The organism is Comamonas odontotermitis (assembly GCF_040396735.1).
Taxonomy (GTDB): Bacteria; Pseudomonadota; Gammaproteobacteria; order Burkholderiales; family Burkholderiaceae_C; genus Comamonas; species Comamonas odontotermitis_C.
On record NZ_JBEBNZ010000006.1, the window covers coordinates 88240 to 110579 of the forward strand.

The following is a 22340-nucleotide window of genomic DNA, read 5'->3' on the forward strand; positions in this document are numbered from 1 at the left end:
CTGATCTGGATGGAACTTGCCTGGACTTCTATGCGCGCACAGGACGAAGCCGAGATCGTTGCCTGCATCCCCAGCCTGCGGCGTTATGCCCGCGGGCTGATGTCAGACCCTGACCGGGCTGACGACCTGGTGCAAGATACGCTGGAGCGCGCCTGGTCGCGCTTTTCCATGTGGCAAAAGCACAGTGAACTGCGGGCCTGGATGTTCGGCATCATGCACAACCAGTTCATTGATCGCATCCGTGCGCAGCGTAGCCGGCCCGAGGACAGCGTGGGTGACGACCTTCCTGAAATGCCCCAGCGGCCGCAGCAGGCCGACGCGCTGGAAGTGCGTGATCTCGATCGCCTGTTGCAACGGCTCCCTCCCGAGCAGCGGGAGGTGCTGCTGCTTGTCAGTGTCGAAGAGCTCAGCTACCAGGAGGTGGCCACTGTCGTCGGCGTGCCGATAGGCACCGTGATGTCCCGGCTCTCCCGCGCCCGTGCCCGCTTGCGCGATGAGATCGCCGCCAGCGGCAGCAGCCCGGACAAGGTCACGGTCGCCTCCCACAGAATTCAACGCGTGAAGTGATCATGGACACCCCACAGATCAAGGCCCTCGACTCCAGCACGATGCCGCCCGTCACAGAAGCCGATCTGCACGCCTATGCAGACCAGCAACTGACCCATGCGCGGCGCATCCAGGTGGAACAATACCTTGCGGAGCACCCGCAAGAGCATGCCCGTGTGCAGGATTGGCAGCAGCAGAATGCGCGCCTGCGCGAAATGCTGGCCCCCGTGCTTGACGAGCCTTTGCCGCTTGGCCTGCCACTCCGACCAGCGGCAGCAAGGTTTCCGTGGCGCAGCCTGGCAGCCGGGGTGGTGATTGCGGTTGTCAGCGCAGGGTCGGCATGGTCCATCCGGGGCGCGGTCGATGCAGAGACGACACGGCTTGCCCTGGCGCGCCACGCCCAGGTGGTGGCTGCGAGCAATGGCGCCTTGAGTGGGTTTGCGCAGCGCGCAGCCATTGCCCACGTCGTGTACAGCCCGGATGTCCGGCGGCCCGTGGAAATTGGTGCCGACCAGGAGCAGGCACTTGTCACCTGGCTCACCAAACGCATGGGGACGGAAGTACGCCCACCTCAATTGGCCGGGCTGGGCTATGAATTGATGGGTGGGCGCCTTCTGCCCGGCGGCAATGGCCCGGTCGCCCAGTTCATGTACGGCACCCCTGCCGGACAGCGCCTGACGCTCTATGTGACACGCGAGGTTCCAAGCCAAGGCGATGCGCAATTCAAGTTCGGCCAGGATGGCCCCGTCAACGTGTTCTATTGGGTGGAGGACCACCTGGGCTACGCCATCTCTGCGGGCGCCGACAAGGCAGAGCTGATGCGGGTCTCGCAAGAGGTCTACCGGCAGCTCAAGCACGGGTGAGGCGGCGAAACACGCTGCAGCCAGACGGCTGCAGGCGTGCTTCTGGCGACATGCCTATGCAGGCTCCCTGCCGTATCACAGCCCACTCTGTGCGCGGGACTGGAATATTCCGCCCCCCTCAAGCGTCCATCGAAGGTATCACCCCGCCTCAATGCATCTTTTCCATCCATTGCTGGCTCGGCCTGCATGCGCAGGGCTGAAAGACCCGCGCCCGGGCCTTGCCTCTTTGAACCCGATTGAACAAGCACCATGAAACAACCCCGACACTTTCGCCTTTCCTTCCAGTCACTGCTGGTCTCGCTGGCAGCATGCATCGGCCTCGCCGTATCCCATGTTGCCCACGCCGATCCGGTGATCAACGTATATGGGCCCGGCGGCCCCGCCCCGGCCATGAAGCAGGCAGCCAAGGAATTTGGCGAAGCCAGGAAGGTCACGGTCAACATCGTCGCCGGGCCTACGCCGCAGTGGGTGGACAAGGCCAGAAACGATGCCCACGTGGTATTCAGCGGCGCCGAAAACATGATGGGCGATTTCGCCAAGGCCATGCCCGGCGTCTTCGACCTGCGGGACGCAGAGCCCCTGTACCTGCGGCCTGTTGCCATCCTGGTGAGGCCCGGCAATCCCAAGGGCATCCAAGGCTTCCGCGATGTGCTCGCCCCCGGCATCAAGGTTCTTGCCGTTGCAGGCGCCGGCCAGAACGGTCTGTGGGAAGACGTGGCCGGCCGCACCGGCGATATCGATACGCTGCGCGCCTTCAGAAAGAACCTGCTTCTGCCCGAAGCGGCCAACAGCGCCGAGGCACGCAAACGCTGGATCGAGCAGGCAGAGATCGATGTGTGGCTGATCTGGAACATATGGCAGGTGGCGAACCCGGAACTGGCCCAACTTGTCGAGATGGACGAGCCCTTCCGTATCTACCGGGATACGGGTGTTGTGCTGACCCATCGGGGAGCAGAACTTCCCGAGGCAAAGGAATTCGTGAAATTTCTGCAATCGTCTGCCGGGCAAGCCATTTTTGCCAAGTGGGGCTGGAAAACACCCTGAGATGCCACCGTTCTCAGGAGCAAAACACCTGTCGGCCCTTCCTGCACGCCTCTCCTTTGCCCCCCAGACAGTGCAAGAAGGTGCAAGGCGGATTTCTTACATTGGGCTTACATTTGTTAAAACAATCGAATTCATTTTTTGATTCATTTGATCTATGATGCTATTACTCCGGAGAGGGAGTGGAGAAGAAGCACATCAGAGCTAGCCCAAGCTTGAGCCCGCAGAATGCGGGCTCTTTTTTTACCAATTGGTAGCGAATAAGACACAAACAAAACTATCAAATTGATAGATTTAGGCTAATATTTCCACAGAGATTTGTGCCGAGTTCGTGCCTCTCCCTCTCCCAAATGCTTCTGCACGACATCCTGCACTCCAGGATCGGCCTTTTTACAGTGAACTTTGCCACCTCCGGGTGGCATTTTTTCAGCCTCCAACGAAGAACGTGTTTACGATCTCTACGGAGGGCTGGAGGGGCCATGGATCAGGAGTTCAAGCCATTCGTCGATGATTTCAAGCGCTGTGCGCAGGCATTGGATACAAGGGGTGAACCGTTCGAGCTGGACACGCCACTGGCCCTGCTTGCTCGCCTGATGCACGATGTCGAGGGCTATCTGTCAGAGCCCGAAATGCGGGCCCTTGCTGAAATTGGCGGATACATCTACCGGGAAGCCAGGCGCAATAAAGCCCTGCGGGGTGATTGAATGCATGTATCCTAGGGGCCCTCTGCAAAACGCCTTGGCGCGAACCTGACGAGAGGCTGATACCTTTCAATGCATGGGTGGCTGCAGAGCAGAAAGCGAATTCAGGCCACCATGGGCAAACGCCAGTGCGGTGGCCGCTTTGTTGCAGTTGCCGTGTTTGCTGTCGTTCCCGCGGGCCATCTCCATCTCATGGTCTTAATTGCATGCGCAATAGCGTGCATACCCGCATCCGTACTGGTGATGTCGCATCGATTGGTATTAGGAAAACAACAAACATAGTGCCATGCATCAAGCCCCAAATGCTTTGGACATGCTCTATTGCCATAGTCGCAGGAGCTGAGGCGGGATATAACTACGTCTGCAGCCTGGAGCCTGGAGTGATTTGATTCCCCATTCGGCCTATGTAACATAAGCCGCACGCCGTAATTAAATGTGAATGAAAACTCACAGCCCATTACAATTTGAGCACGCTCTACAGAAAGACATACGATGAGAGGTCTAACAGTCAGCCAGCGGATTTCCGCCAGTTTTGCACTCATTATTGCGGTGATGTTCGGCATGTCCGCCACCTTCTATTTGCGTGCGGCTTCCAACCACGAGCGGGCAGCCGAAGTTCTCTCTTCGGATCTGGCGGGCATGGGCTTTGCAGGCCAGATGCGCCAGGATCTGGCCTTCCATTTCTACCAGACGCTCAATCTGCTGCGGGATGCCGAGACGAATGCATCGCGCGCCAGCGATGTGCTCACCGAAAGAAAGGCGAGGCTGAACGCCATTGAAGCCAGCCTGGACAAGGCCTATTCCAGCTACCTCTCCACCATCACCCGCCAGGTAGACCGAGACGCGACTGCAGAGTTCGCGCGCACGCGGGATGAATACCAGAAGAACGCGCATCAGCTGGTGGACTTTCTGGATCGTGGCCAGATAGCGCAGGCTGCGCAATTGCGCAATGAGCAGATGCTGCCGCAGTGGCGCAAGGCCCAGGAGCAGGTCAGCGGCATTGTCGACATGAACCAGCATGAAGTGATCGAGGCCATGGAGAAAATGCAGGAGATCGCGGGCTCCAACCAGCGCCTGGCCGTCGGTGCCCTGGTGCTGGCTCTGGTGCTGGCCATCGTCTGCGGCCTGCTGCTGCACCGCTCGATCATGCGCCCCATTGAGGCGACGCTGGCCGCCATGAAGACCCTGGGCACCGGCGACCTGTCCAGCAAGCTCAACCTCAGCCGCCGCGATGAGTTTGCCGCCATTGAAGAAGGCTTCAACGGCATGGTGACGTCGTTGCGTGAATTGGTGGTGCAAGCGCAGCGCTCTTCTGTGCAACTGACCACATCCATCACCGAGGTCGCCGCCACCACCAAGCAGCAGCAGGCCACGGTGACGGAAACTGCCGCCACCACCAGTGAAATTGGCGCAACCTCGCGCCAGATCGCCGCGACCTCTCGCGAACTGGTGCGCACCATGGGCGACGTCTCGGCCCGCTCCGAGCAGACCGCGACGCTGGCTGGCTCCGGCCACCGAGGCGTGGTGCGCATGGCAGAGGTGATGCAGGAGCTGACCAGCGCCTCCGAACTGGTCAACGCCAAGCTTGCCCTGCTCAACGAAAAGGCCGGCGGCATCAACCAGGTCGTCACCACCATCGTCAAGGTGGCCGACCAGACCAACCTGCTCTCCCTGAATGCCGCCATCGAAGCCGAGAAGGCGGGTGAATATGGCCGCGGGTTCGGCGTGGTGGCCACCGAGGTACGCCGCCTGGCGGACCAGACCGCCGTCGCCACCTACGACATTGAACAGATGGTGCGCGAAATTCAGTCTGCCGTGTCCGCAGGCGTCATGGGCATGGAGAAGTTCTCCGAGGAAATGCGCCGTGGCAATAGCGAAATGACCCAGGTCGGCGACCAGCTGTCCCAGATCATCCACGAGGTTCAGGTTCTGGCCCCGCAGATGCAGCAGGTCAGCGAAGGCATGCAGACCCAATCCAGCGGTGCCGAGCAGATTGAACAGGCACTGAGCCAGCTGACCGAGGCGAGCGGTCAGACCGTCGAATCACTGCACCAGGCTGGCATGGCCATTGAAAACATGAGCGATGTCGCCAACAACCTGCGCAGCGGAGTCAGCCGCTTCAAGGTCTGAATTGTGGCATTGACTTCAGCACCGGAACCTGTGCCGCTGCACCTGCTGTTCAGCCTGGGTGCCGACCGCTACGCGCTGCCTGCCAGCGTGGTGCGCAAAGTCATGCCCCTGCAACGGCTCAAGCATGTGCCAGAGGCTCCGGCCTGGGTGGCGGGGCTGCTGTCCTACCGTGGCGAGATCATTCCGGTGCTGGATCTGTGCCAGCGCATCTTTGGCCACATGGCCCGGCACAGCATCAACACCCGCCTGGTGCTGCTGCACTATTCACCCACCCAGTCCCTGGGCCTGATCCTCGAAAAGGCCAACCAGGTGGTACGCCTGCCCAGCCTCGCGCAGCAACCCATGGGCCTGGATGCAGGAGGATCCTACCTCGGCTCGGTGCAGGCCCAGGGCCCGGGTGATGTGATCCAACGCATCTCCATCGAAGGGCTGTTGCCTCCGGACGTTGCCCAAATGCTGTTTCCGCCGGAAGACAGGCAAGCATGATTGAAAGACTGGAACAACTTCTGCGGTCGCTCATCGGGCTTGATGCGAGCACGTTGGGCCGGGGTGCGGTCGAGCGCGCGCTGCGGCAACGGCTGAAGGCCAACTCCATGGATGAAGAGGCCTACTGGAGCCATGTCCGCCAATCGCCCACGGAACAACGTGCCCTGATCGAGAGCATTGTGGTTCCGGAGACCTGGTTCTTTCGCTACCCGGAATCATTCGCCCTGCTGGCAACGCAGGCGCGGGCGCTGCAGCGCAGGCTCCCCATCGGGCGGCCCCTGCGCCTGCTCAGCCTGCCCTGCTCCAGTGGCGAGGAGCCCTATTCCATGGCAATCGCCATGCTCGATGCCGATTTTTCTGCAGAGCAGTTTCAGATCGATGCACTGGATATCAGCCAGCGCGGCATAGAACAGGCGGCGCTGGGCAGATATGGCGTGAACGCCTTTCGCGGCGATGACCCGGACATCCGCGAGCGCTACTTTCAACGGGAAGAGGACGGCACCCACCGCATTCACGAGAGGTTGCGCGCCATGGTGAACTTTCAGTGCGGCAACATCCTCGACAGCATCGTGTCGCCTTCGCTTCTGACCTACGACATCGTGTTTTGTCGCAATCTGCTGATCTACTTCGACCAGCCCACGCAATTGCGTGCCTTGACCAATCTCAAGCGCTGGTTGCACACCGATGGGCTGCTGTTTGCCGGGCCTGCTGAAGCAGGCATGCTGAGCCAGCAAGGCTTCGAGTCGCTCGACGCAGCGCATAGTTTCGCATTCCGCCGGCGCAGCCCGTCCAGCCCCCAGATGGCACCGCGCCCGATGTTGCCCGCAGCGACCAGGCCGAGAATCCCATTGCCGGTGCCGCCCCGTGCCACGGCGGCAGCGCGCCATCCGGCGCCGTCACCCGCCACCAGAGGAGAAGCGTCGCCCGGAGCGGATGCCGCCGCCGGCCTGAGCAAAATTGCCGCGCTCGCCAATGCGGGGCGCAGCGCAGAGGCGCTTGGCGCCTGCGCGCAGCAGTTGGCTCAGCATGGGCCGTCCGCCGAGTTGTTCTTCTGGTGGGGTTTGATCTGTGACGGCGCAGGCCAGACCGATGCGGCACTGCGTCACTACCGCAAGGCCCTCTATCTGGAGCCCTACCACGCCCGCGCGCTGGCTCACCTGGCAGCTCTTCTGGTGACGCATGGAGACCACAGCGGCGCGGCGCGATTGCAGCAGCGGCTGAAGCAACGAGAAACCCACGATGCCGGCAAGTCCTGATTCCCTTTTCACGCCTGAGCCCCCGGCGATTGATGCCTGCTGGCAGCGCATCGGTGTTCGCGGCGACCGCTCCTGCGAGCGGCTGCTCCAGCATGTGCACTGCCATAACTGCGAGCGCCATGCCGAGGCAGCCTCCCAGCTGCTCGATCGGCATGAGTTGCAGCTGGAGGCGATAGATGACTTCTCCGCCGACGACCAGCAGCCCGACCCGCAGACGGAAGGCGGCACACTGTCGGCCCTGATCTTTCGCATGGGGCAAAACTGGCTGGCCGTTCCCTCCACGCTGTTGCTGGAGGTTTCCGTGCCGGTGCCCGTTCATGGATTGCCTTACCCCCGCAACCGATCGCTGCGCGGCCTGTGCAATGTGCGGGGCACGCTGGTTCCCTGCCTGGCGCTGGAGGTGGTGCTGGGGCTGGCCACCGAAGCCACGCCGCAGGACCGGCCTCGCATGCTGATCCTGGATGCCCCCGGCGGTGCGCTGGTCACCGAGGTCCAGGCCGTGGAAGGCATCTACACGCTGGCGAACGCCATGCTGCAGAAAACCAGCCATGCCAGCGGCCTGGCTGCAAGCCAGCTGGCCTCTGCCGTCACGCAATGGCAGCAGCGCAGTGTCACCGTGCTCGATGCCGATCTCCTGTCGCAGGCCTTGTTGAGGAGCCTCCGATGAGCCAGCAAGCCACGCCAGTGTTCCACAGCGCCGTCTGTGCTCCAAAGGTGAAGCCATGAGCCTTGACGCATATCAAGACAGCTCCATGCTGGAGTTATTCCGGCAGGAAGCGCAAGCACAGACCCAGGTCATGAATACCGGCCTGCTCGTCCTCGAGCGGGAGCCTGCCGACCCCACCCAGCTGGAAGCCTGCATGCGCGCAGCGCATTCGCTCAAGGGCGCAGCGCGGATTGTCGGGCTCGACGCCGCCGTATCCCTGGCCCATGTGATGGAGGACTTGCTGGTCGCCGCCCAGAGCGGCAAGCTCCGCCTGAACACGACACGCATCGATGCGTTGCTGCGCGCCTCCGATGCCTTGCGACAACTGAGCGAAGGCGCCAGTGTCGAAGGTCTGGCCTCATTGCAGGCCATTCTGGCGGCAGATGCGCAGCAGGATGCAGCGCCAGAAACATCAGCAATACCGGATGCCTGGCCTGCGCCCGCGCCAGCGCTTGCGGAAGAAGCCGTCGTCATCGAAACCTCAGAGCCCGAGGCTCCGGGCGAGCTGCACGACCGCATCCTGCGCGTGTCGGCCGAACGCCTCGACCACATGCTCGATCTGGCGGGGCGCTCACTGGTGGCGGCGCAGCGCACCAAATCCCTGAGCCAGGATCTGGCACGCCTCAAGCGCCTGCAAGACCATCTGGACCGCTCCCTGCATGGGCTGCGTGATGCCCTGCTGGGACAGGATCTGCCGCCCCGTGCCAAGGCCCTGCTGACCGATGCAAGCCACTGGACGCTGGAAGCAAAAAACCACCTGCAGCAACACACGGAGGCTTTCGACAGCTTTGGCTGGTCCTTCGAACAGCGCAGCCAGCGCATGTATGACACCGTGCTGGCCTCGCGCATGCGCCCCTGCGCCGATCTGATGGCAGGCAAGGCGCGCATGGTGCGCGACCTCGGTCGCAGCCTGGGCAAGGAGGTGTGGCTGAATCTGGAAGGCGAAGACATACAGGGCGACCGCGATGTGCTGGAGGTACTGGAGGCGCCGCTGATCCAGCTGCTGCGCAATGCGGTCGACCATGGCATTGAGAGCCCCGCGCAGCGCCTGGCCAGCGGCAAGCCCGCGCAGGGAAACCTGGTGCTGCGCGCACGGCATGCCGCTGGTCTTCTGGTTCTGGAAGTCGAGGACGACGGGGCCGGCGTGGATCTCGACCGCGTACGCGCCACCGTCATCGCACGCAAGCTGGCCACCGAAGCCATGGCCCAGCGCATGCACGAGGAGGAATTGCTGGCCTTTCTGTTCCTGCCGGGCTTCAGCGTGAACGAGAAAGTCAGCGAGATTTCCGGCCGGGGCGTGGGGCTCGATGTGGTCCAGCATACGCTGCGCCAGCTGCGCGGCACCATCCGCGTTCGCCAGCAGCAAGGGCGTGGAACCGTGTTCCAGCTGCAACTACCACTGACCTTGTCGATGTTGCGCTGCCTGGTGGTGGAGATCGGGGGCGAAGCCCTTGCCCTGCCCCTCGCGCAGGTGGAGCAGACTCTGCGCATTCCTGCAGACGCCGTCAGCATGGTCGAGGGCCAGCAACATGTCTGGGTGCGCGACCACGCTGTCGGTCTGGTCGCAGCCCACCAGCTTTTGCAGTTGCCACAGGGGAAAGCCGATCCGCTGGGACTGTCGGTGGTGCTGGTGCCGCACCACGATCGCAGCCTCGCCATTGCGGTGGACCGCGTCATCAGCGAACAGAATCTGGCCGTGGTTCCCATCGACCCCCGTCTGGGCCTGCTGCGCGGCGTGGAGGCCGGTGCACTGCTCGATGACGGCAGCCCGGTGCTCATCATCGATATGGATGACCTGCTCAACTCCGCCGACAAGCTGTTGGGTGCAGGCCAGGTCGAACGGGTTGCACGCCTGTCTGGAGGGCCGTCGCTGCGGCGCAAGCGCGTCCTGGTCGTGGACGACTCGCTGACCGTGCGTGAGCTGGAGCGCAAGCTCCTGGTCGGGCGCGGCTACGAGGTCTCCGTGGCAGTGGATGGCATGGATGGCTGGAACATCCTGCGGTCCGAAAAATACGACCTCCTGGTGACCGATATTGACATGCCTCGCATGGACGGTATCGAGTTGGTAGGCCTGGTGAGACGCGATGCACAACTGCAGTCCATGCCCGTGGTGGTTGTGTCCTACAAGGACCGGGAAGAAGACCGCCGACGCGGCCTGGATGCGGGAGCCGACTACTACCTTGCCAAGTCGAGCTTTCACGATGAAACACTACTAGAAGCAGTACAAATGCTGATCGGCGAGGCCGTTGAATGAAACTTGGATTGATGGTCAACACCCCTGAGCTGGCACAGCGCCTCGAACGGGCTCTGGCGCCGCTGCACGACATCCACTGGGTCGCGCAGGACGAAGCCCAGGCCCTGCGCCTGTGCCGCGACACCCCTCCCGAGTTGCTGCTGCTGCAACTGGGCACCGCCGACCGGGTTGCGTTCTCGCGGCGGATCATGGACGAAGCCCCCTGCCCTTTGCTGCTGCTCGACCTGGCGACCGAGCTCAATACCGAATGGGCGTTCAATGCCCTGGGCCATGGCGCGCTCGATGTGGTTCACCTGCCGGAATTGGCGGGCGGCAGCGCATTCAATCCCGCGCTGCTGCTGCGCAAGATCCAGAACATCGCCTGGCTGACCACCTCCCAGCAGCCCCCCGCCCACCGCGCCACGCGCACCAGTTCGCAGCGCCCCTGCCTGATTGCCATCGGCGCTTCCGCGGGAGGGCCTGCAACGCTCAACCAGTTGCTGCACGAATTGCCGGCGGATCTTGACGCCGCCGTGGTGCTGGTCCAGCACCTGGATGACAAGTTCTCGGCCGGCATGGCTGAATGGCTGGCACGTGAATCGGCGCTACCGGTACGACTGGTCGAGGCAGGAGAGATGCCCCAGGCCGGCGTGGTCTTGCTGGCGGGCCGCAATGAACACCTGACGGTAAGCCGCCGTGGCGAACTGCAGTACTCCCCCAAGCCTGACGAGCAGATCTACCGTCCATCGATCGACGTCTTCTTTCACAGCCTTGCCGAACAATGGCGAGGCGACGCCATTGGTGTGCTGCTGACCGGCATGGGGCGCGACGGGGCCCACGGCCTCAAGGCCATGCGCGAACGCGGCTTTGCCACCATTACCCAGGACCAATCCAGCAGCGTGGTATGGGGCATGCCCAAGGCTGCCGTTGCCATCAATGCAGCAGACGAAGTCCTGCCTCTGGACCGTATTCCCGCCCGCTTGGCCGAACTATGTCGCTGGATAGCCGTAAAGAGAAATCCATGATTCACATTCCAACCCTGCCCGACAACATGTCTCTCCGGGAGCCGGATGAGTTCGCCGTCAGCGTTCTGCTGGTGGACGACCAAGCCATCATCGGCGAGGCCGTGCGGCGCATGCTGACCCAGGAGGCTGGAGTCACCTTCCACTACTGCGGTGACGCGAACGAAGCCGTTGACATGGCCGAGCGCATCCAGCCGACCGTCATCCTGCAGGATCTGGTGATGCCCGGTGTTGATGGACTGGTCCTGGTGAGCCAGTATCGCAGCAACCCGAAGCTGCGCGACCTTCCCATCATCGTGCTGTCGTCCAAGGAAGACCCCAAGATCAAGAGCCAGGCATTTGCGATCGGCGCCAATGACTACCTCGTCAAACTGCCCGATGCAGTGGAGCTGATCGCACGCATCCGCTACCACTCCCGCGCCTATCTGGCATTGAAGCAACGCGACCTGGCCAACCAGGCCTTGCGCCTGAGCCAGCAGCAGCTGGTGGAAAGCAATCTTGCCTTGCAGCGCATGACCAAGCTCGACGGTTTGACAGGCCTGTCGAACCGCCGGCATTTCGATGAGCAGCTGGACCTTGAATGGAAGCGTGCGCGGCGAGAGCAGCTTGAACTCTCCCTGCTGATCATCGATGTCGATTACTTCAAATCCTACAACGACAGCTTTGGCCACGTGATGGGCGATGAGGCCTTGCGCAGCGTAGCCCAGGTCCTCTCACAGTCGTGCTCCCGCTCCGGCGACATGGTGGCCCGCTATGGCGGTGAAGAATTCGCCATCATCCTGCCCAATACCTCCCACGAAGGCGCCTGTTCGCTGGCCGATGGCGCGCGGCTTGCCGTCCAGGCTCTGGCCATTGCCCATGTGCTGCCCGCACCCGGCGCCACGCTGACCATCTCTGTCGGTGTAGCCACGATGGTGCCCGAGCAGGACACCACCAAGCCCATTGCCCTGATACAGCGTGCAGACACCGGGCTGTACCAGGCCAAAGAAAAGGGGCGCAATCGCATCGGCGCGGCCTGAATGGCGCTGCGCCAAAGTCTATCGTTATGTACACAGCCACGGAATGTCCCGTGGACTGGTAGCCGCCATTGCACCGTATCGGGGCGCCCGGTGCCCTATCAGCGCAGCATCGACACGGCCGCCGGCCGTCCGGCTAGATTCAATGTTGCCACCGGCGCTGGCGTGCTTGCAATCCGGACACCCCGGCGCCAGACGCCCAGGCGGGCGGCCTTCAGGCGCAGGGCTTCGATGGGGTTGTGGGCGTGCAGCAGCACAAAGTCTGCATTGCAGCCTGCTTCCAGCCCGTAGCCTTGCAGGCCCAGCAGTTGGGCCGGATTCCGGGTGATTGCATCAAAGGCCTGCTGCATGCCGGTGCGGCTTGTCATCTGCGCCACATGCAGGCCCATGTGGGCCACGTCGAGGGCATCACCGCTGCCCAGGCTGTACCAGGGGTCCATCACGCAGTCGTGGCCGAAGGCGACGGTCAGGCCCGCTGCCATCAGCTCGGGCACACGGGTCATGCCACGGCGTTTGGGATAGGTGTCGTGGCGGCCCTGCAAGGTGATGTTGATCATCGGATTGCTGACCACGCCCAGTTGGGCCTCTGCCATCAGCGGGATGAGCTTGCTGACGTAGTAGTTGTCCATGCTGTGCATGGAGGTGAGGTGCGAGCCGGTGACACGGCCGTGCAGGCCCAGGCGCTGCGTGTGGTAGGCCAGGATTTCGACATGGCGGGAGTGCGGGTCGTCCGATTCGTCGCAGTGCATGTCCACGCGCCTGCCCTGCTCGGCTGCCAGCTCGCACAGAATGCGCACACTCTCGGCGCCATCGGCCATGGTGCGCTCAAAGTGCGGAATGCCGCCCACCACATCCACCCCCATGGCCAGGGCGCGTTTGAGGTTGTCGAGCCCGCCGGGGGTGCGCAGCACGCCGTCTTGCGGAAAGGCAACCAGTTGCAGGTCGATGTAGGGGGCCACGCGCCTTTGCACATCAAGCATGGCCTCCACGGGCAGCAGGCTCGGGTCGCTGGTGTCCACATGGCTGCGGATGGCCAGCAGGCCGCGCGCCACGGCCCAGTCGCAGTAGGCCAGGGCACGCTCCACCAGCGCCTCGTGCGTGAGCTGGGGTTTGAGCTCGCCCCACAGCGCAATGCCTTCGAGCAAGGTGCCGCTTTCGTTCACGCGTGGCATGCCGTAGCTGAGCGTGGCATCCATGTGGAAGTGCGGGTCGACAAAGGGCGGGGTCAGCAGCAGGCCCTGGGCGTCCACCACCTCGTGTGCAGGCGCCTGCAGGCCTTCGGTCACTTCGGTGATCTTGCCGCCCTGCACGGCAACGGACATGCGCTGCCGGCCATCGGGCAGCGTGGCATTGGTGATGAGGAGATCGAGCATTTTTTGTCCTTTTTAGGTGCGCCTTGGTGCCAAACCGGCTTCTGGCGCACAACTGGCAAGCGCTGATTGCTATGAAAACAATAGTTCAGCGCTCACCCTTGCGGTAGGGTTTCATCAGCGCCTGCGGATAGGCTGCCTTGCGGGCCACCAGCACCAGGGCCAGGATGGACAGCAGGTACGGCAGCATCAGGTAAAACTGGTACGGCAGCAGCCCGTCGCCCGACTGCTGCAGGCGCAGCTGCAGCGCATCGAAGAATGCAAACAGCAGCGCACCCAGTAGCGCCTTGCCCGGTCGCCACGATGCAAACACGACCAGCGCCACGCAGATCCAGCCACGGCCATTGATCATGTTGAAGAAGAAGGCATTGAAGGCCGAGAGGGTGAGGAAGGCGCCCGCCACCCCCATCAGCGCCGAGCCCGCAATGATGGCGCCGCTGCGCACCGCCATCACCGGAATGCCCTGCCCTTCGGCCGCCTGCGGGTTTTCGCCCACCATGCGCACGGCCAAACCCAGCGGTGTGCGCATCAGCACCCAGGCGAGCAACGGCACCAGCAGCAGCGCCAGCAAGGTAAGTGCCGTCTGCTCGCCCAGAATCGGTATCGGCAGCCAATCCATGGCTTCGAATGGCGTGATGGTGGGCGGCGTGTTCACCTTCGGAAAGCTCACGCGGTAGCCGTAGTACGACAAGGCCGTGGCCAGCATGGTGATGCCCAGTCCCGAGACGTGCTGCGACAGCGCCAACCCTACCGTCAGCCATGCGTGCAGCGCGCCAAACACTGCGCCAGCAAGCGCCGCCACCAGCACGCCGGTCCACAGGCCATGGCCCGCATAGACCGTGAGCCAGCCGGTAAAGGCCCCTGCCACCATGATGCCTTCGATCCCCAGGTTGAGCACGCCAGCGCGCTCGCACAGCAGCACGCCCAGGGTGCCCAGCAGCAGCGGCGTGGCGGTGCGCAGCACGGCCACCCAGAAGGCACCGTTGGCCAGAATGTCCATCAACTCGCTCATGTCGCACCTCGCACTGCAATACTCTTTTTTTGATAGCTAATAGCGCTTACCAGATAGGCGCCAGAGGCTGTTTTTCCTGAAAACATGGCGCTTCTCACTTTCTGCGCAGGCGGTATTGGGTCAGCAGGCTGGCCACCAGCACCGACAGCAGCGACGCGGCCACGATCACATCGGCAATCGCATTGGGCACGCCCACGGCGCGGCTCATGCTGTCGGCCCCCACCAGCATGCCGGCCACAAAGATGGCAGACGCCACCACGCCCAGCGGGTGCAGCCCGGCCAGCATGGCAATCACGATGCCGCTGTAGCCATAGCCGGGCGACATGTCGAGCGTGAGATAGCTTGTGCGGCCCGCCACCTCAATGGCTCCGGCCAGGCCCGCGAGCCCGCCCGACAGCAGCGCCACCAGCACCACCGTTCGGGTGACCGGCACACCGGCAAATGCAGCGGCGCGCGGGTTGGCGCCGGCTGCGCGAATATCAAACCCTGCCACCGTACGCTGCAGCAACAGCCACAGCGCCACCGCCAGCCCCACGGCTACCGCCAAGCCGGTGTGCAGGCGGGTTTGCGGGATGAGCTTGCCCAGTTCCAGATCGCCCTGCAGCGCCACGCTTTGCGGCCAGCCCATGGCCATCGGGTCTTTCATCGGGCCGTCGAGCAGATAGGCCACGAGCAGCAGCATCACAAAATTGAGCAGCAAGGTCGTCACCACCTCGTCCACGCCCAGGCGCGTCTTCATCAGGGCCGGGCCCAGCAGCAAGGCCGCACCGGCCAGGGCGGCAGCCAGCAGCATCAGCGGAAAGAGCAGGTACATCGGCAGCTCGAACCCGGTGCCGCCATGCATGCCGCCCACGGCAACAGCCGCCACCGCGCCGGCATACAACTGCCCTTCCGCGCCAATGTTGAACAGCCGCGCGCGAAAGGCGACGGCTGCGGCCAGCCCCGTGAGAATCAGCGGCACGGCGCGGGTCAGGGTTTCAGACAGCGCAAAGAGCGAACCGAACGCGCCCTTGAACAGCGCCGCGTACGTGGCCCCCACGGGCGCGCCCGCCCACAGCACCAGCAGGCCACTGATCAGCAACGTAAACAACACAGCGCCCAGGGGTGCAGCCACCATGGCGGCTTTGGAGGGGGTGGGTCTTTTTTCTAATCGCATGGGAATCTCTCACGCCTTGCGGGCAGCAGGCACACCGGCCCCCGCCATCGCCAGGCCAATGGTTTCGCGGCTCCACTCGGCGTGTGGCAGCGCGGGCGACAGGTGGCCTTCGTGCATCACGCCAATGCGGTCGCCCAGGGCCAGTACTTCGTCCAGGTCGTCCGATATCAGCAGCACGGCAGCCCCTGCATCGCGCGCGGCCAGCAGCTGCTGGTGCACAAAGCGCACGGCGCCGATGTCGAGCCCCCAGGTGGGCTGGTGCGCCACGATGAGGCGCGGAGCGCCCTGCTCTCCACCCGGGCCTTGTGCCTGTGGCGCCAGCAAGGCCCGGCCCAAAATCAGCTTTTGCATATTGCCGCCCGACAGTGAGCGCGCCGGTGCATCGAGCCCGCCGCCGCGCACATCAAACTGCGTGGATACGTGCTGGGCCTGGCTGCGCGCTGCGGCGCGCCTCACCCAGCCCAGGCGCGAGAACCAGCGGCTGCGCAGCCGTTCGGAGACGGCGTTTTCCCATACCGGCAGATCGCCCACCACGCCCGTGCTGTGGCGGTCTTCCGGAATCCGCGCTACACCCTGCGCCACCAGCGCGACGGGCGACACGGGCATGGGCCGCCCCTGGTAGCTGACGGTACCGCTACCGGCGCGGCGCATGCCGCACAGCACATCGGCCAGCGCCACCTGGCCGTTGCCCGAGACACCGGCGATGGCAACGATCTCGCCCGCCCGCAGATCGAGCGATACATCGATGAGGCGGTCACGCGCCGTGCTGTTCTTGCTGAGCACTGTGTGTACATGGCTCAGCTGACACACGCTGGCACCTACGCTCTGCGCAGGGCGGCGCTCGGGCAGGGCCACGGCCTCGCCCACCATCCATTGCGCGAGCTGCGCCTGCGTGGTGCCAGCCGTAGGGGCCTCGGCCACCAGCTTGCCATGGCGCAGCACGGCTACGCGGTCGGCCACGCGCAACACTTCGCCCAGCTTGTGGCTGATGAAGATGATCGACAGGCCCTGGGCCACCATCTGCGCCAGGGTGGCGAACAGCGCTTCGCTCTCCTGGGGCGTGAGCACGGCCGTGGGCTCGTCCAGAATCAGAATGCGCGCGCCCCGGTACAGGGCCTTCAGGATTTCCACCCGTTGGCGCTCGCCAACCGTCAGGCCCGCCACACGCGCATCGGGCTGCACCGGCAGCCCGAACTGCGCGGCCACCTGCACCAGTTTGGCGCGCGCCTGCGCAGTGGCCGATGCCGGGCGCAGCAGCGATTCGCTGCCCACCATGATGTTGTCGAGCACGCTCAGGTTGTCTGCCAGCGCAAAGTGCTGGTGCACCATGCCGATGCCTGCGGCCAGCGATGCGCGCGGCTGCCCGGGCGGCAGGGGTTGCCCATGCACGTCAATACGGCCCTCATCGGCCACATAGTGGCCGAACAGGATCGACATGAGGGTGGATTTGCCCGCCCCGTTTTCGCCCAGCAATGCCACCACCTCGCCCCGGCGCAGGGTGAGCGAGATGGCATCGTTGGCAACCAGCGGGCCAAAGCGTTTGGTGATGCCGTGCAACTGCAGTACGGGCAGATCGGCCTGCGCGGCGGTGGATGATGAAGGCGGCATGGTGTGGGGCACGGGAGCGCCGGTTGTGCACCGCTGTGGTGCTGGGTGCAGCTCTCTGGTGTCGGTTCACCAGAATGAATGATCAAGCGAAAAAGAATAGCTGGCAGCGCTTTCCGCTATTGGGTTTCCAATACAAAATTCATGAAAACCCAATACAGAAAAGCGCTACACGCTATGCTTTTGATACCATAGCGTGCGCAGGGCATGCCGGAGATTGTCCGCCACGCCTTGCGCACCGCATGCCACTTTACTTGGCGGTGGATTTGGGCTGGGAGTCATCCACCTTCACGGTGAACTTGCCAGCCAGAATGTCGGCTTCCTTGGCCTTGACCTTGGCCACCAGATCGGCAGGCACCTTCTTCTCGAAGGTACCGAGCGGCGCGAGCGACGAGCCCTTGTACTTCATCATCGAGTACGGGCCGTAGTCTTCCGCCTTGTAGCTGCCATCCTTGACGGCCTTGATCGCGCGGTCCACGCTCGGCTCCATGTGCCACAGCGCGGATGCAACCACGGTGTCGGGGTACTTGTCCTGCGTGTTGATCACATTGCCGATGGCGAGCTTGCCCTTTTCCTTGGCGGCATCGCTCACGCCAAAGCGCTCTGCGTAGAGCACGTCGGCGCCCTTGTCGATCATGGCAAAGGTGGCTTCCTTGGCCTTGGGCGGATCAAACCAGCTGTTGATGAAGGTGACGGTGAATTCCACCTTGGGATTGGTCTCCCTGGCGCCCGCCATGAAGGCGTGCATCAGACGGTTCACCTCGGGGATCGGAAAGCCCCCGACCATGCCGATCTTGCCGGTCTTGGTCATGCCGCCGGCAATCATGCCGGTGAGGTAGGCGGGCTCCTGGATGTAGTTGTCGAACACGCTGAAGTTGGGCGCCTGGATCTTGCCGGACGAGCCAGCCACGATGGCCATCTTGGGGAAATCCTTGGCCACCTTGCGGGCAGCGGCCTCCACGCCGAACACTTCGCCAAACATCAACTGCGCGCCGCCGGTGGCGTATTCACGCATCACGCGCTCATAGTCGGCATTGGCCACGTTCTCGCTGGATTTGTACTCGATCTCGCCACGCGCCTCGGCCGCCTTCAGCGCATTGTGGATGCGGCTGACCCATTGCTGCTCGTAGGGCACGGTGTAGACTGCTGCCACCTTGAGCTTGGCCTGCGCCAGTGCTGCCACAGGGCTGCCGGCCACGATGGCCGCAGGAATGGCTGCCAGACACGCTTGAACAATACGACGCCTTGTACTCATACCGAAAACTCCTTGTTGTGTAGAACGTCCACGGGGTCGAACCAGTGGCCAGGCGGTTTGCAGCAAGTTCCGTACCGGATGGAAACAGGGTCCCCAAGTGCACTCAATCATTCACCTCGTGCGGCTGGGTCTCACAGAGAGAGGCCCTCAGAGCCGCAGGACCTGCGATGCCACACCAGTGGCCTTTTCAACCGCCTTTTTGCAGGCGAAAAAAAAGCCGCGCATCTTTCGATTGCTGCGACTTGGATTGTGAATGCTTGGCCCCGGGTCGTACCGAGGGGAAACGACAGCTTGCACGCTCAAAATGCGCCAACGCTTTGCGCATATACGCAAAGCGTTGGAATTCTAACCAGAGAAAATGGCAGTCAGGTTATTTTTTGCCTCGATACCTGCGCTCGGCCATGGTCTGCGGCTATTCAAGCCTGCGGGTGCCGGGCTTGATCGGCCCATCAGCGCCGCAGTTTCATCACCAGCGGCAGCACCACGCTTGCCATGCGCAGCAGCTTGCGCGGGCCCAGCAGCAGGCCCAGGCCCACGGCGCCCACACAGACCACCGGGTGCTGGCGGCCAAAACCAATCACGCGCTCCACGATGGAGCCATGGCTCAGGGCGTAGTCAGGGCCTGCATCGCGCCTCAAGGCCAGGGCCTGTTCGCGCGCAAGGCGGCGGCCATACAGGCGCTCGCGCTGGCCCTGGATGCGCTCCAGCACGGCCCGAGCCTCGGGTTCTGCATCCTGCAGCAGCACCAGGTCGATGTCTTTGGTTTGTTCTCTCATCCATTGCTCCAGGCTTGTTTCATTGCTCCGCCATCTATTGCCCTGCCCCGCACCGCCCGCTCAACCTTGAGCAGGCAAGCAAATGCGGTACAGCAGCAACGGATGCATCAGATGCGGCGCTTGGCAGCTTGCCAGTCCTTTTTCAGCACGGCCTTGGTCAGTTGGAACGGGTTGGTGGCTTTCTTGGCCGTCACCACCAGAAAGACCAGCACGCCGATCCACAGCACCAACCACACCGCTGCCACGAGCCAGGTCACCAGCATGCGGCTCTGCGTATCCCAGAAGGAGATGATGATGGCGCCCGAGAGCACCGTCAGCGCCACGATGGTGAGGCCAGCTACCACCAGGCCCATCACCACCATCCAGAGCATGTTCCGTTTCTGCTCCTGCCATTCGATGGACAACAGGTCCAGACGGTCTTCCGCCGCAATGGCCCCTTCGGCCAGCAGCGTACGCCCCCTCGCGAGGGTGTCTTCGAGCCCCAGCAAAGACAACCAGTTCATTGATGCTCCTCGATGGAAACAGGGCGTAGGCGCCCTGTTTTTCTTATTGAATCACACTGCTGGATCGCGCCGCCGCGCCTGGGGCCCGGCCAACGGCCGGGCAGGCGCGCGGCACCGTCCATCAGCGGCGAGAGAAGATGAAACCGATCAGGGCACCGACTGCCAGTGCAGCGCCTGCCACACGCCACGGCTCATCATGTGCGTAACGGTCGGCAGCCAGGGCGGCTTCCTTGGCCTGGCGGGCGGCATCCTGCGCGGCGCGTACGGCGCTGTCGCGGGCATTGCCTGCGGAGTCTTCCAGACGGGCACGCAGGGCGCGGATCTCGGGCACGCCGTCCAGATCCTTGCTGGACAGGACGCTGCGCACGTCACCCACCAACTTTTCCAGATCAGCCTGGGCGCTTTCTACGGTGTCGGAAAACAGATTCGATTTACGCATATTCATCATCCTTTTCTTGATCAGGCTTGGGAAACCATAGCTTACGTCAATCAGGCAGAGACCCCAACATGGGTCATGTTCTTCGAGCCCCCCTGCTGCGCAAATCCATGAGAGATGCACCTCAGCCGCGCAAGCCCCACAGCAAGCATCTGCGGCATCAGCTGGCTTACATGTTACCGGAGAACACAGCCCCCACGCGCCCCGCATGCACCCGCGTAGGTGTCAGACAAGACCTACCGCCCGACCGACCAACCGTGCGCCATGGTGTGGCGCTACTGCAGCCGCTGCGCCACCGCTTTTCCGATGGCCATGCAGCTGGTGAGACCGGGCGACTCGATGCCAAACAGGTGAACCAGCCCGGCCACGCCGTGTGTGCTGGCATCCTGAATCACGAAGTCAGCCGCAGGCTCGCCCGGGCCGCTGATCTTGGGGCGGATGCCTGCATAGCCGGCTGCCAGCGCACCATCCTGCAGGCCCGGCCAGTAGCGGCGCACTTCGTCATAGAACACTTCGCCACGCGCGGGGTCCACCAACAGGTCGTCTGCTCTCTCCACCCACTGCACATCGGGGCCGAACTTGGCCTGGCCGCCCAGGTCCAGCGTCAGGTGCACGCCCAGGCCAGCTGCCTCGGGTACCGGGTAGATCAGGTGCGAGAAAGGCGCACGTCCACTCAGCGTGAAGTAATTGCCCTTGGCATAGTGCGCCGCAGGAATGTGCTCGGGCGCCAGCCCCTCGAACCGGCGTGCCAGGTCGGGGGCCCACAGGCCTGCCGCGTTGACCACGGTCTGCGCCAGCAGCTGGGTGCCGTCCTGCGCGGTGAGCAGAATGCCTTTGTGGCCGTCCACCGTCGCATCGCACCGTGCAGCGGCCAAGGGGCTGTTGAACACCACCATGCCGCCCGCGTTTTCCAGATCGCCCTGCAAGGCCAGCATCAGGCCGTGGCTGTCGACGATGCCGGTGCTGGGCGAATGCAGCGCTGCCACGCACTCCAGCGCAGGCTCCAGGGCCCGGGCCTCGTCGCGGGAGAGCAGCACCAGGTCGTTGACGCCATTGGCGGCGGCATGCAAGGCAATGCTGTCCAGCTTGGGGCGTTGCGCTTCGGATGTGGCGACGATCAGCTTGCCGCAGCGCTGGTGGGCAATGCCCCGCTCTGCGCAGTACTGGTAGAGCATGTCCTTGCCCTGCACGCACAACCGGGCCTTGAGCGAGCCTTGCGGGTAGTAGATGCCTGCGTGAATCACCTCACTGTTGCGCGAACTCGTGCCGGTGCCGATGGCATCCTGCGCCTCCAGCACCAACACCTCGCGCCCGGCGAGCGCCAGCTCACGTGCCACGGCCAAGCCCACCACGCCTGCGCCAACCACGACGCAATCGACAACATCCACCACAATGCACTCCTGAATTCTTTTGATGCAGGGAGCTTACAGGCAGTTGGGGCGCACGCATGCAAAAAGCGCTGCCCAAAGCTGAAAATTGCCTGTCCCACTCACCGCTGCATGGGACTGCGGCCCTTCCCCCGCAACAGGCCAAGGCAAAGAAAAAGCCGGCAAGAGCCGGCTTTTGCTATCTATTTTGATGCCATGGTGCCCATAGGACGGGCGCCAGCAGCAGCAATCAGTATTACTTTTTGCTGTTGTAGTTGGCGATGCCGTCCACGACTTCCTTGTGCGCTTCGTCCACGCCCTTCCAGCCCAGCACCTTGACCCACTTGCCCTTTTCCAGGTCCTTGTAGTGTTCAAAGAAGTGGGAGATCTGCTGCAGCACCAGATCGTGGATGTCGCTCAGGTGGTTGATCTTGTCGTAGCTGGGCAGCAGCTTTTGCGTTGGCACGGCCAGCACCTTGCCGTCCACGCCCGACTCGTCTTCCATGTGCAGGATGCCGATGGCGCGGCAAGGCACGACCACGCCGGTAGGCAGCGGGAATGGCGTCATCACCAGCACATCGACGGGGTCGCCGTCGCCAGACAGCGTCTGGGGCACATAGCCGTAGTTGACGGGGTAGTGCATGGCGGTGCCCAGGAAGCGGTCCACAAACACGCAGCCCGAATCCTTGTCCACTTCATACTTGACGGGAGCGGAGTTGGCCGAGATTTCGATCACGACGTTGAAGACTTCAGGTGCCTTGGCGCCAGGGGTCAGTTTTTCGAAGGACATGCGATTCCTTATGAGTCAAATGGTTGGGTGTCTGGAGCACGCCAGCGCCGTTGAGGCCACAGGCTCACGA

21 protein-coding genes are annotated in these 22340 nt (G+C 63.3%); 11 read left to right on the forward strand and 10 right to left on the reverse strand.

Translation table 11 applies throughout. The features are described from left to right. Positions 1-30 precede the first annotated feature (30 nt). From ACH2DG_RS07990 to ACH2DG_RS08040, 11 genes are all read left to right on the forward strand, one after another. Entirely contained in the window at positions 31-567 is a 537-nt protein-coding gene (locus ACH2DG_RS07990; protein WP_395025321.1) for an RNA polymerase sigma factor, read from the forward strand. Positions 568-569: 2 nt separating this feature from the next. Further along, positions 570-1409: an anti-sigma factor family protein gene (locus ACH2DG_RS07995; RefSeq protein ID WP_395025323.1), complete on the forward strand. Its 840-nt coding sequence runs from the start codon at positions 570-572 to the stop codon at positions 1407-1409. 249 nt (positions 1410-1658) lie between these two features. Then, positions 1659-2453: a substrate-binding domain-containing protein gene (locus ACH2DG_RS08000; RefSeq protein WP_395025325.1), complete on the forward strand. Its 795-nt coding sequence runs from the start codon at positions 1659-1661 to the stop codon at positions 2451-2453. Between the two features lie 476 nt (positions 2454-2929). Then, positions 2930-3154, forward strand: coding sequence for a hypothetical protein (locus tag ACH2DG_RS08005; protein ID WP_395025327.1), 225 nt, complete (start codon positions 2930-2932; stop codon positions 3152-3154). Positions 3155-3643: 489 nt separating this feature from the next. Then, complete coding sequence (locus ACH2DG_RS08010; RefSeq protein WP_395025329.1) at positions 3644-5281, forward strand: methyl-accepting chemotaxis protein; 1638 nt, start codon at positions 3644-3646, stop codon at positions 5279-5281. A gap of 3 nt (positions 5282-5284) precedes the next feature. Continuing rightward, entirely contained in the window at positions 5285-5767 is a 483-nt protein-coding gene (locus ACH2DG_RS08015; protein ID WP_395025331.1) for a chemotaxis protein CheW, read from the forward strand. Continuing rightward, complete coding sequence (locus tag ACH2DG_RS08020; RefSeq protein ID WP_395025333.1) at positions 5764-7023, forward strand: CheR family methyltransferase; 1260 nt, start codon at positions 5764-5766, stop codon at positions 7021-7023. The genes ACH2DG_RS08015 and ACH2DG_RS08020 overlap by 4 nt, the downstream gene beginning before the upstream one ends. Further along, positions 7007-7690 (forward strand): chemotaxis protein CheW, encoded by a 684-nt coding sequence (locus ACH2DG_RS08025; protein WP_395025335.1) that lies wholly within the window; start codon positions 7007-7009, stop codon positions 7688-7690. Before ACH2DG_RS08020 ends, ACH2DG_RS08025 begins: the two co-directional genes overlap by 17 nt. Positions 7691-7775: 85 nt before the next feature. Further along, positions 7776-9983, forward strand: a complete 2208-nt coding sequence (locus ACH2DG_RS08030; RefSeq protein WP_395025337.1) for a hybrid sensor histidine kinase/response regulator — start codon at positions 7776-7778, stop codon at positions 9981-9983. Beyond that, positions 9980-10987 carry a chemotaxis-specific protein-glutamate methyltransferase CheB gene (gene cheB, locus ACH2DG_RS08035; RefSeq protein ID WP_395025339.1) on the forward strand — a complete coding sequence of 336 codons (1008 nt, stop codon included), beginning with the start codon at positions 9980-9982 and terminating at the stop codon, positions 10985-10987. Before ACH2DG_RS08030 ends, cheB begins: the two co-directional genes overlap by 4 nt. Continuing rightward, complete coding sequence (locus ACH2DG_RS08040; protein ID WP_395025341.1) at positions 10984-12003, forward strand: diguanylate cyclase; 1020 nt, start codon at positions 10984-10986, stop codon at positions 12001-12003. The genes cheB and ACH2DG_RS08040 overlap by 4 nt, the downstream gene beginning before the upstream one ends. Before the next feature lie 98 nt (positions 12004-12101). On the opposite strand, the gene ACH2DG_RS08045 is transcribed toward ACH2DG_RS08040, so the two are convergent. From ACH2DG_RS08045 to ppa, 10 genes are all read right to left on the reverse strand, one after another. Next, a complete protein-coding gene (locus tag ACH2DG_RS08045; protein ID WP_395025343.1) occupies positions 12102-13373 on the reverse strand; it encodes an amidohydrolase family protein in 1272 nt (423 codons plus the stop codon). Positions 13374-13458: 85 nt separating this feature from the next. Then, a complete protein-coding gene (locus ACH2DG_RS08050; protein ID WP_395025345.1) occupies positions 13459-14382 on the reverse strand; it encodes an ABC transporter permease in 924 nt (307 codons plus the stop codon). Positions 14383-14476: 94 nt separating this feature from the next. After that, positions 14477-15538, reverse strand: a complete 1062-nt coding sequence (locus ACH2DG_RS08055) for an ABC transporter permease (protein WP_395025347.1) — start codon at positions 15536-15538, stop codon at positions 14477-14479. Between the two features lie 9 nt (positions 15539-15547). Beyond that, positions 15548-17146, reverse strand: coding sequence for an ABC transporter ATP-binding protein (locus tag ACH2DG_RS08060; protein WP_395025443.1), 1599 nt, complete (start codon positions 17144-17146; stop codon positions 15548-15550). Positions 17147-17393: 247 nt separating this feature from the next. Further along, positions 17394-18398 (reverse strand): BMP family protein, encoded by a 1005-nt coding sequence (locus ACH2DG_RS08065; protein WP_224152311.1) that lies wholly within the window; start codon positions 18396-18398, stop codon positions 17394-17396. Positions 18399-18847: 449 nt separating this feature from the next. After that, entirely contained in the window at positions 18848-19174 is a 327-nt protein-coding gene (locus tag ACH2DG_RS08070; protein WP_395025348.1) for a hypothetical protein, read from the reverse strand. A gap of 107 nt (positions 19175-19281) precedes the next feature. Then, positions 19282-19677 carry a phage holin family protein gene (locus ACH2DG_RS08075; protein ID WP_224152309.1) on the reverse strand — a complete coding sequence of 132 codons (396 nt, stop codon included), beginning with the start codon at positions 19675-19677 and terminating at the stop codon, positions 19282-19284. Between the two features lie 121 nt (positions 19678-19798). Further along, positions 19799-20116: a YqjD family protein gene (locus tag ACH2DG_RS08080; RefSeq protein ID WP_224152308.1), complete on the reverse strand. Its 318-nt coding sequence runs from the start codon at positions 20114-20116 to the stop codon at positions 19799-19801. 272 nt (positions 20117-20388) lie between these two features. Continuing rightward, positions 20389-21504: an NAD(P)/FAD-dependent oxidoreductase gene (locus tag ACH2DG_RS08085; RefSeq protein WP_395025350.1), complete on the reverse strand. Its 1116-nt coding sequence runs from the start codon at positions 21502-21504 to the stop codon at positions 20389-20391. 232 nt (positions 21505-21736) lie between these two features. Further along, complete coding sequence (ppa, locus tag ACH2DG_RS08090; RefSeq protein ID WP_395025351.1) at positions 21737-22270, reverse strand: inorganic diphosphatase; 534 nt, start codon at positions 22268-22270, stop codon at positions 21737-21739. Between the last annotated feature and the right edge of the window lie 70 nt (positions 22271-22340).

Excerpts from the sequence above, each read along its gene's own strand:
- ACH2DG_RS07990 (WP_395025321.1), top strand. The coding sequence starts at position 31 with ATGCGCGCACAGGACGAAGCCGAGATCGTTGCCTGCATCCCCAGCCTG.
- ACH2DG_RS07995 (WP_395025323.1), top strand. The coding sequence starts at position 570 with ATGGACACCCCACAGATCAAGGCCCTCGACTCCAGCACGATGCCGCCC.
- ACH2DG_RS08000 (WP_395025325.1), top strand. The coding sequence starts at position 1,659 with ATGAAACAACCCCGACACTTTCGCCTTTCCTTCCAGTCACTGCTGGTC.
- ACH2DG_RS08005 (WP_395025327.1), top strand. The coding sequence starts at position 2,930 with ATGGATCAGGAGTTCAAGCCATTCGTCGATGATTTCAAGCGCTGTGCG.
- ACH2DG_RS08010 (WP_395025329.1), top strand. The coding sequence starts at position 3,644 with ATGAGAGGTCTAACAGTCAGCCAGCGGATTTCCGCCAGTTTTGCACTC.
- ACH2DG_RS08020 (WP_395025333.1), top strand. The coding sequence starts at position 5,764 with ATGATTGAAAGACTGGAACAACTTCTGCGGTCGCTCATCGGGCTTGAT.
- ACH2DG_RS08025 (WP_395025335.1), top strand. The coding sequence starts at position 7,007 with ATGCCGGCAAGTCCTGATTCCCTTTTCACGCCTGAGCCCCCGGCGATT.
- ACH2DG_RS08030 (WP_395025337.1), top strand. The coding sequence starts at position 7,776 with ATGCTGGAGTTATTCCGGCAGGAAGCGCAAGCACAGACCCAGGTCATG.
- cheB (WP_395025339.1), top strand. The coding sequence starts at position 9,980 with ATGAAACTTGGATTGATGGTCAACACCCCTGAGCTGGCACAGCGCCTC.
- ACH2DG_RS08040 (WP_395025341.1), top strand. The coding sequence starts at position 10,984 with ATGATTCACATTCCAACCCTGCCCGACAACATGTCTCTCCGGGAGCCG.
- ACH2DG_RS08045 (WP_395025343.1), bottom strand. The coding sequence starts at position 13,373 with ATGCTCGATCTCCTCATCACCAATGCCACGCTGCCCGATGGCCGGCAG.
- ACH2DG_RS08050 (WP_395025345.1), bottom strand. The coding sequence starts at position 14,382 with ATGAGCGAGTTGATGGACATTCTGGCCAACGGTGCCTTCTGGGTGGCC.
- ACH2DG_RS08055 (WP_395025347.1), bottom strand. The coding sequence starts at position 15,538 with ATGCGATTAGAAAAAAGACCCACCCCCTCCAAAGCCGCCATGGTGGCT.
- ACH2DG_RS08060 (WP_395025443.1), bottom strand. The coding sequence starts at position 17,146 with ATGCCGCCTTCATCATCCACCGCCGCGCAGGCCGATCTGCCCGTACTG.
- ACH2DG_RS08065 (WP_224152311.1), bottom strand. The coding sequence starts at position 18,398 with ATGAGTACAAGGCGTCGTATTGTTCAAGCGTGTCTGGCAGCCATTCCT.
- ACH2DG_RS08070 (WP_395025348.1), bottom strand. The coding sequence starts at position 19,174 with ATGAGAGAACAAACCAAAGACATCGACCTGGTGCTGCTGCAGGATGCA.
- ACH2DG_RS08075 (WP_224152309.1), bottom strand. The coding sequence starts at position 19,677 with ATGAACTGGTTGTCTTTGCTGGGGCTCGAAGACACCCTCGCGAGGGGG.
- ACH2DG_RS08080 (WP_224152308.1), bottom strand. The coding sequence starts at position 20,116 with ATGCGTAAATCGAATCTGTTTTCCGACACCGTAGAAAGCGCCCAGGCT.
- ppa (WP_395025351.1), bottom strand. The coding sequence starts at position 22,270 with ATGTCCTTCGAAAAACTGACCCCTGGCGCCAAGGCACCTGAAGTCTTC.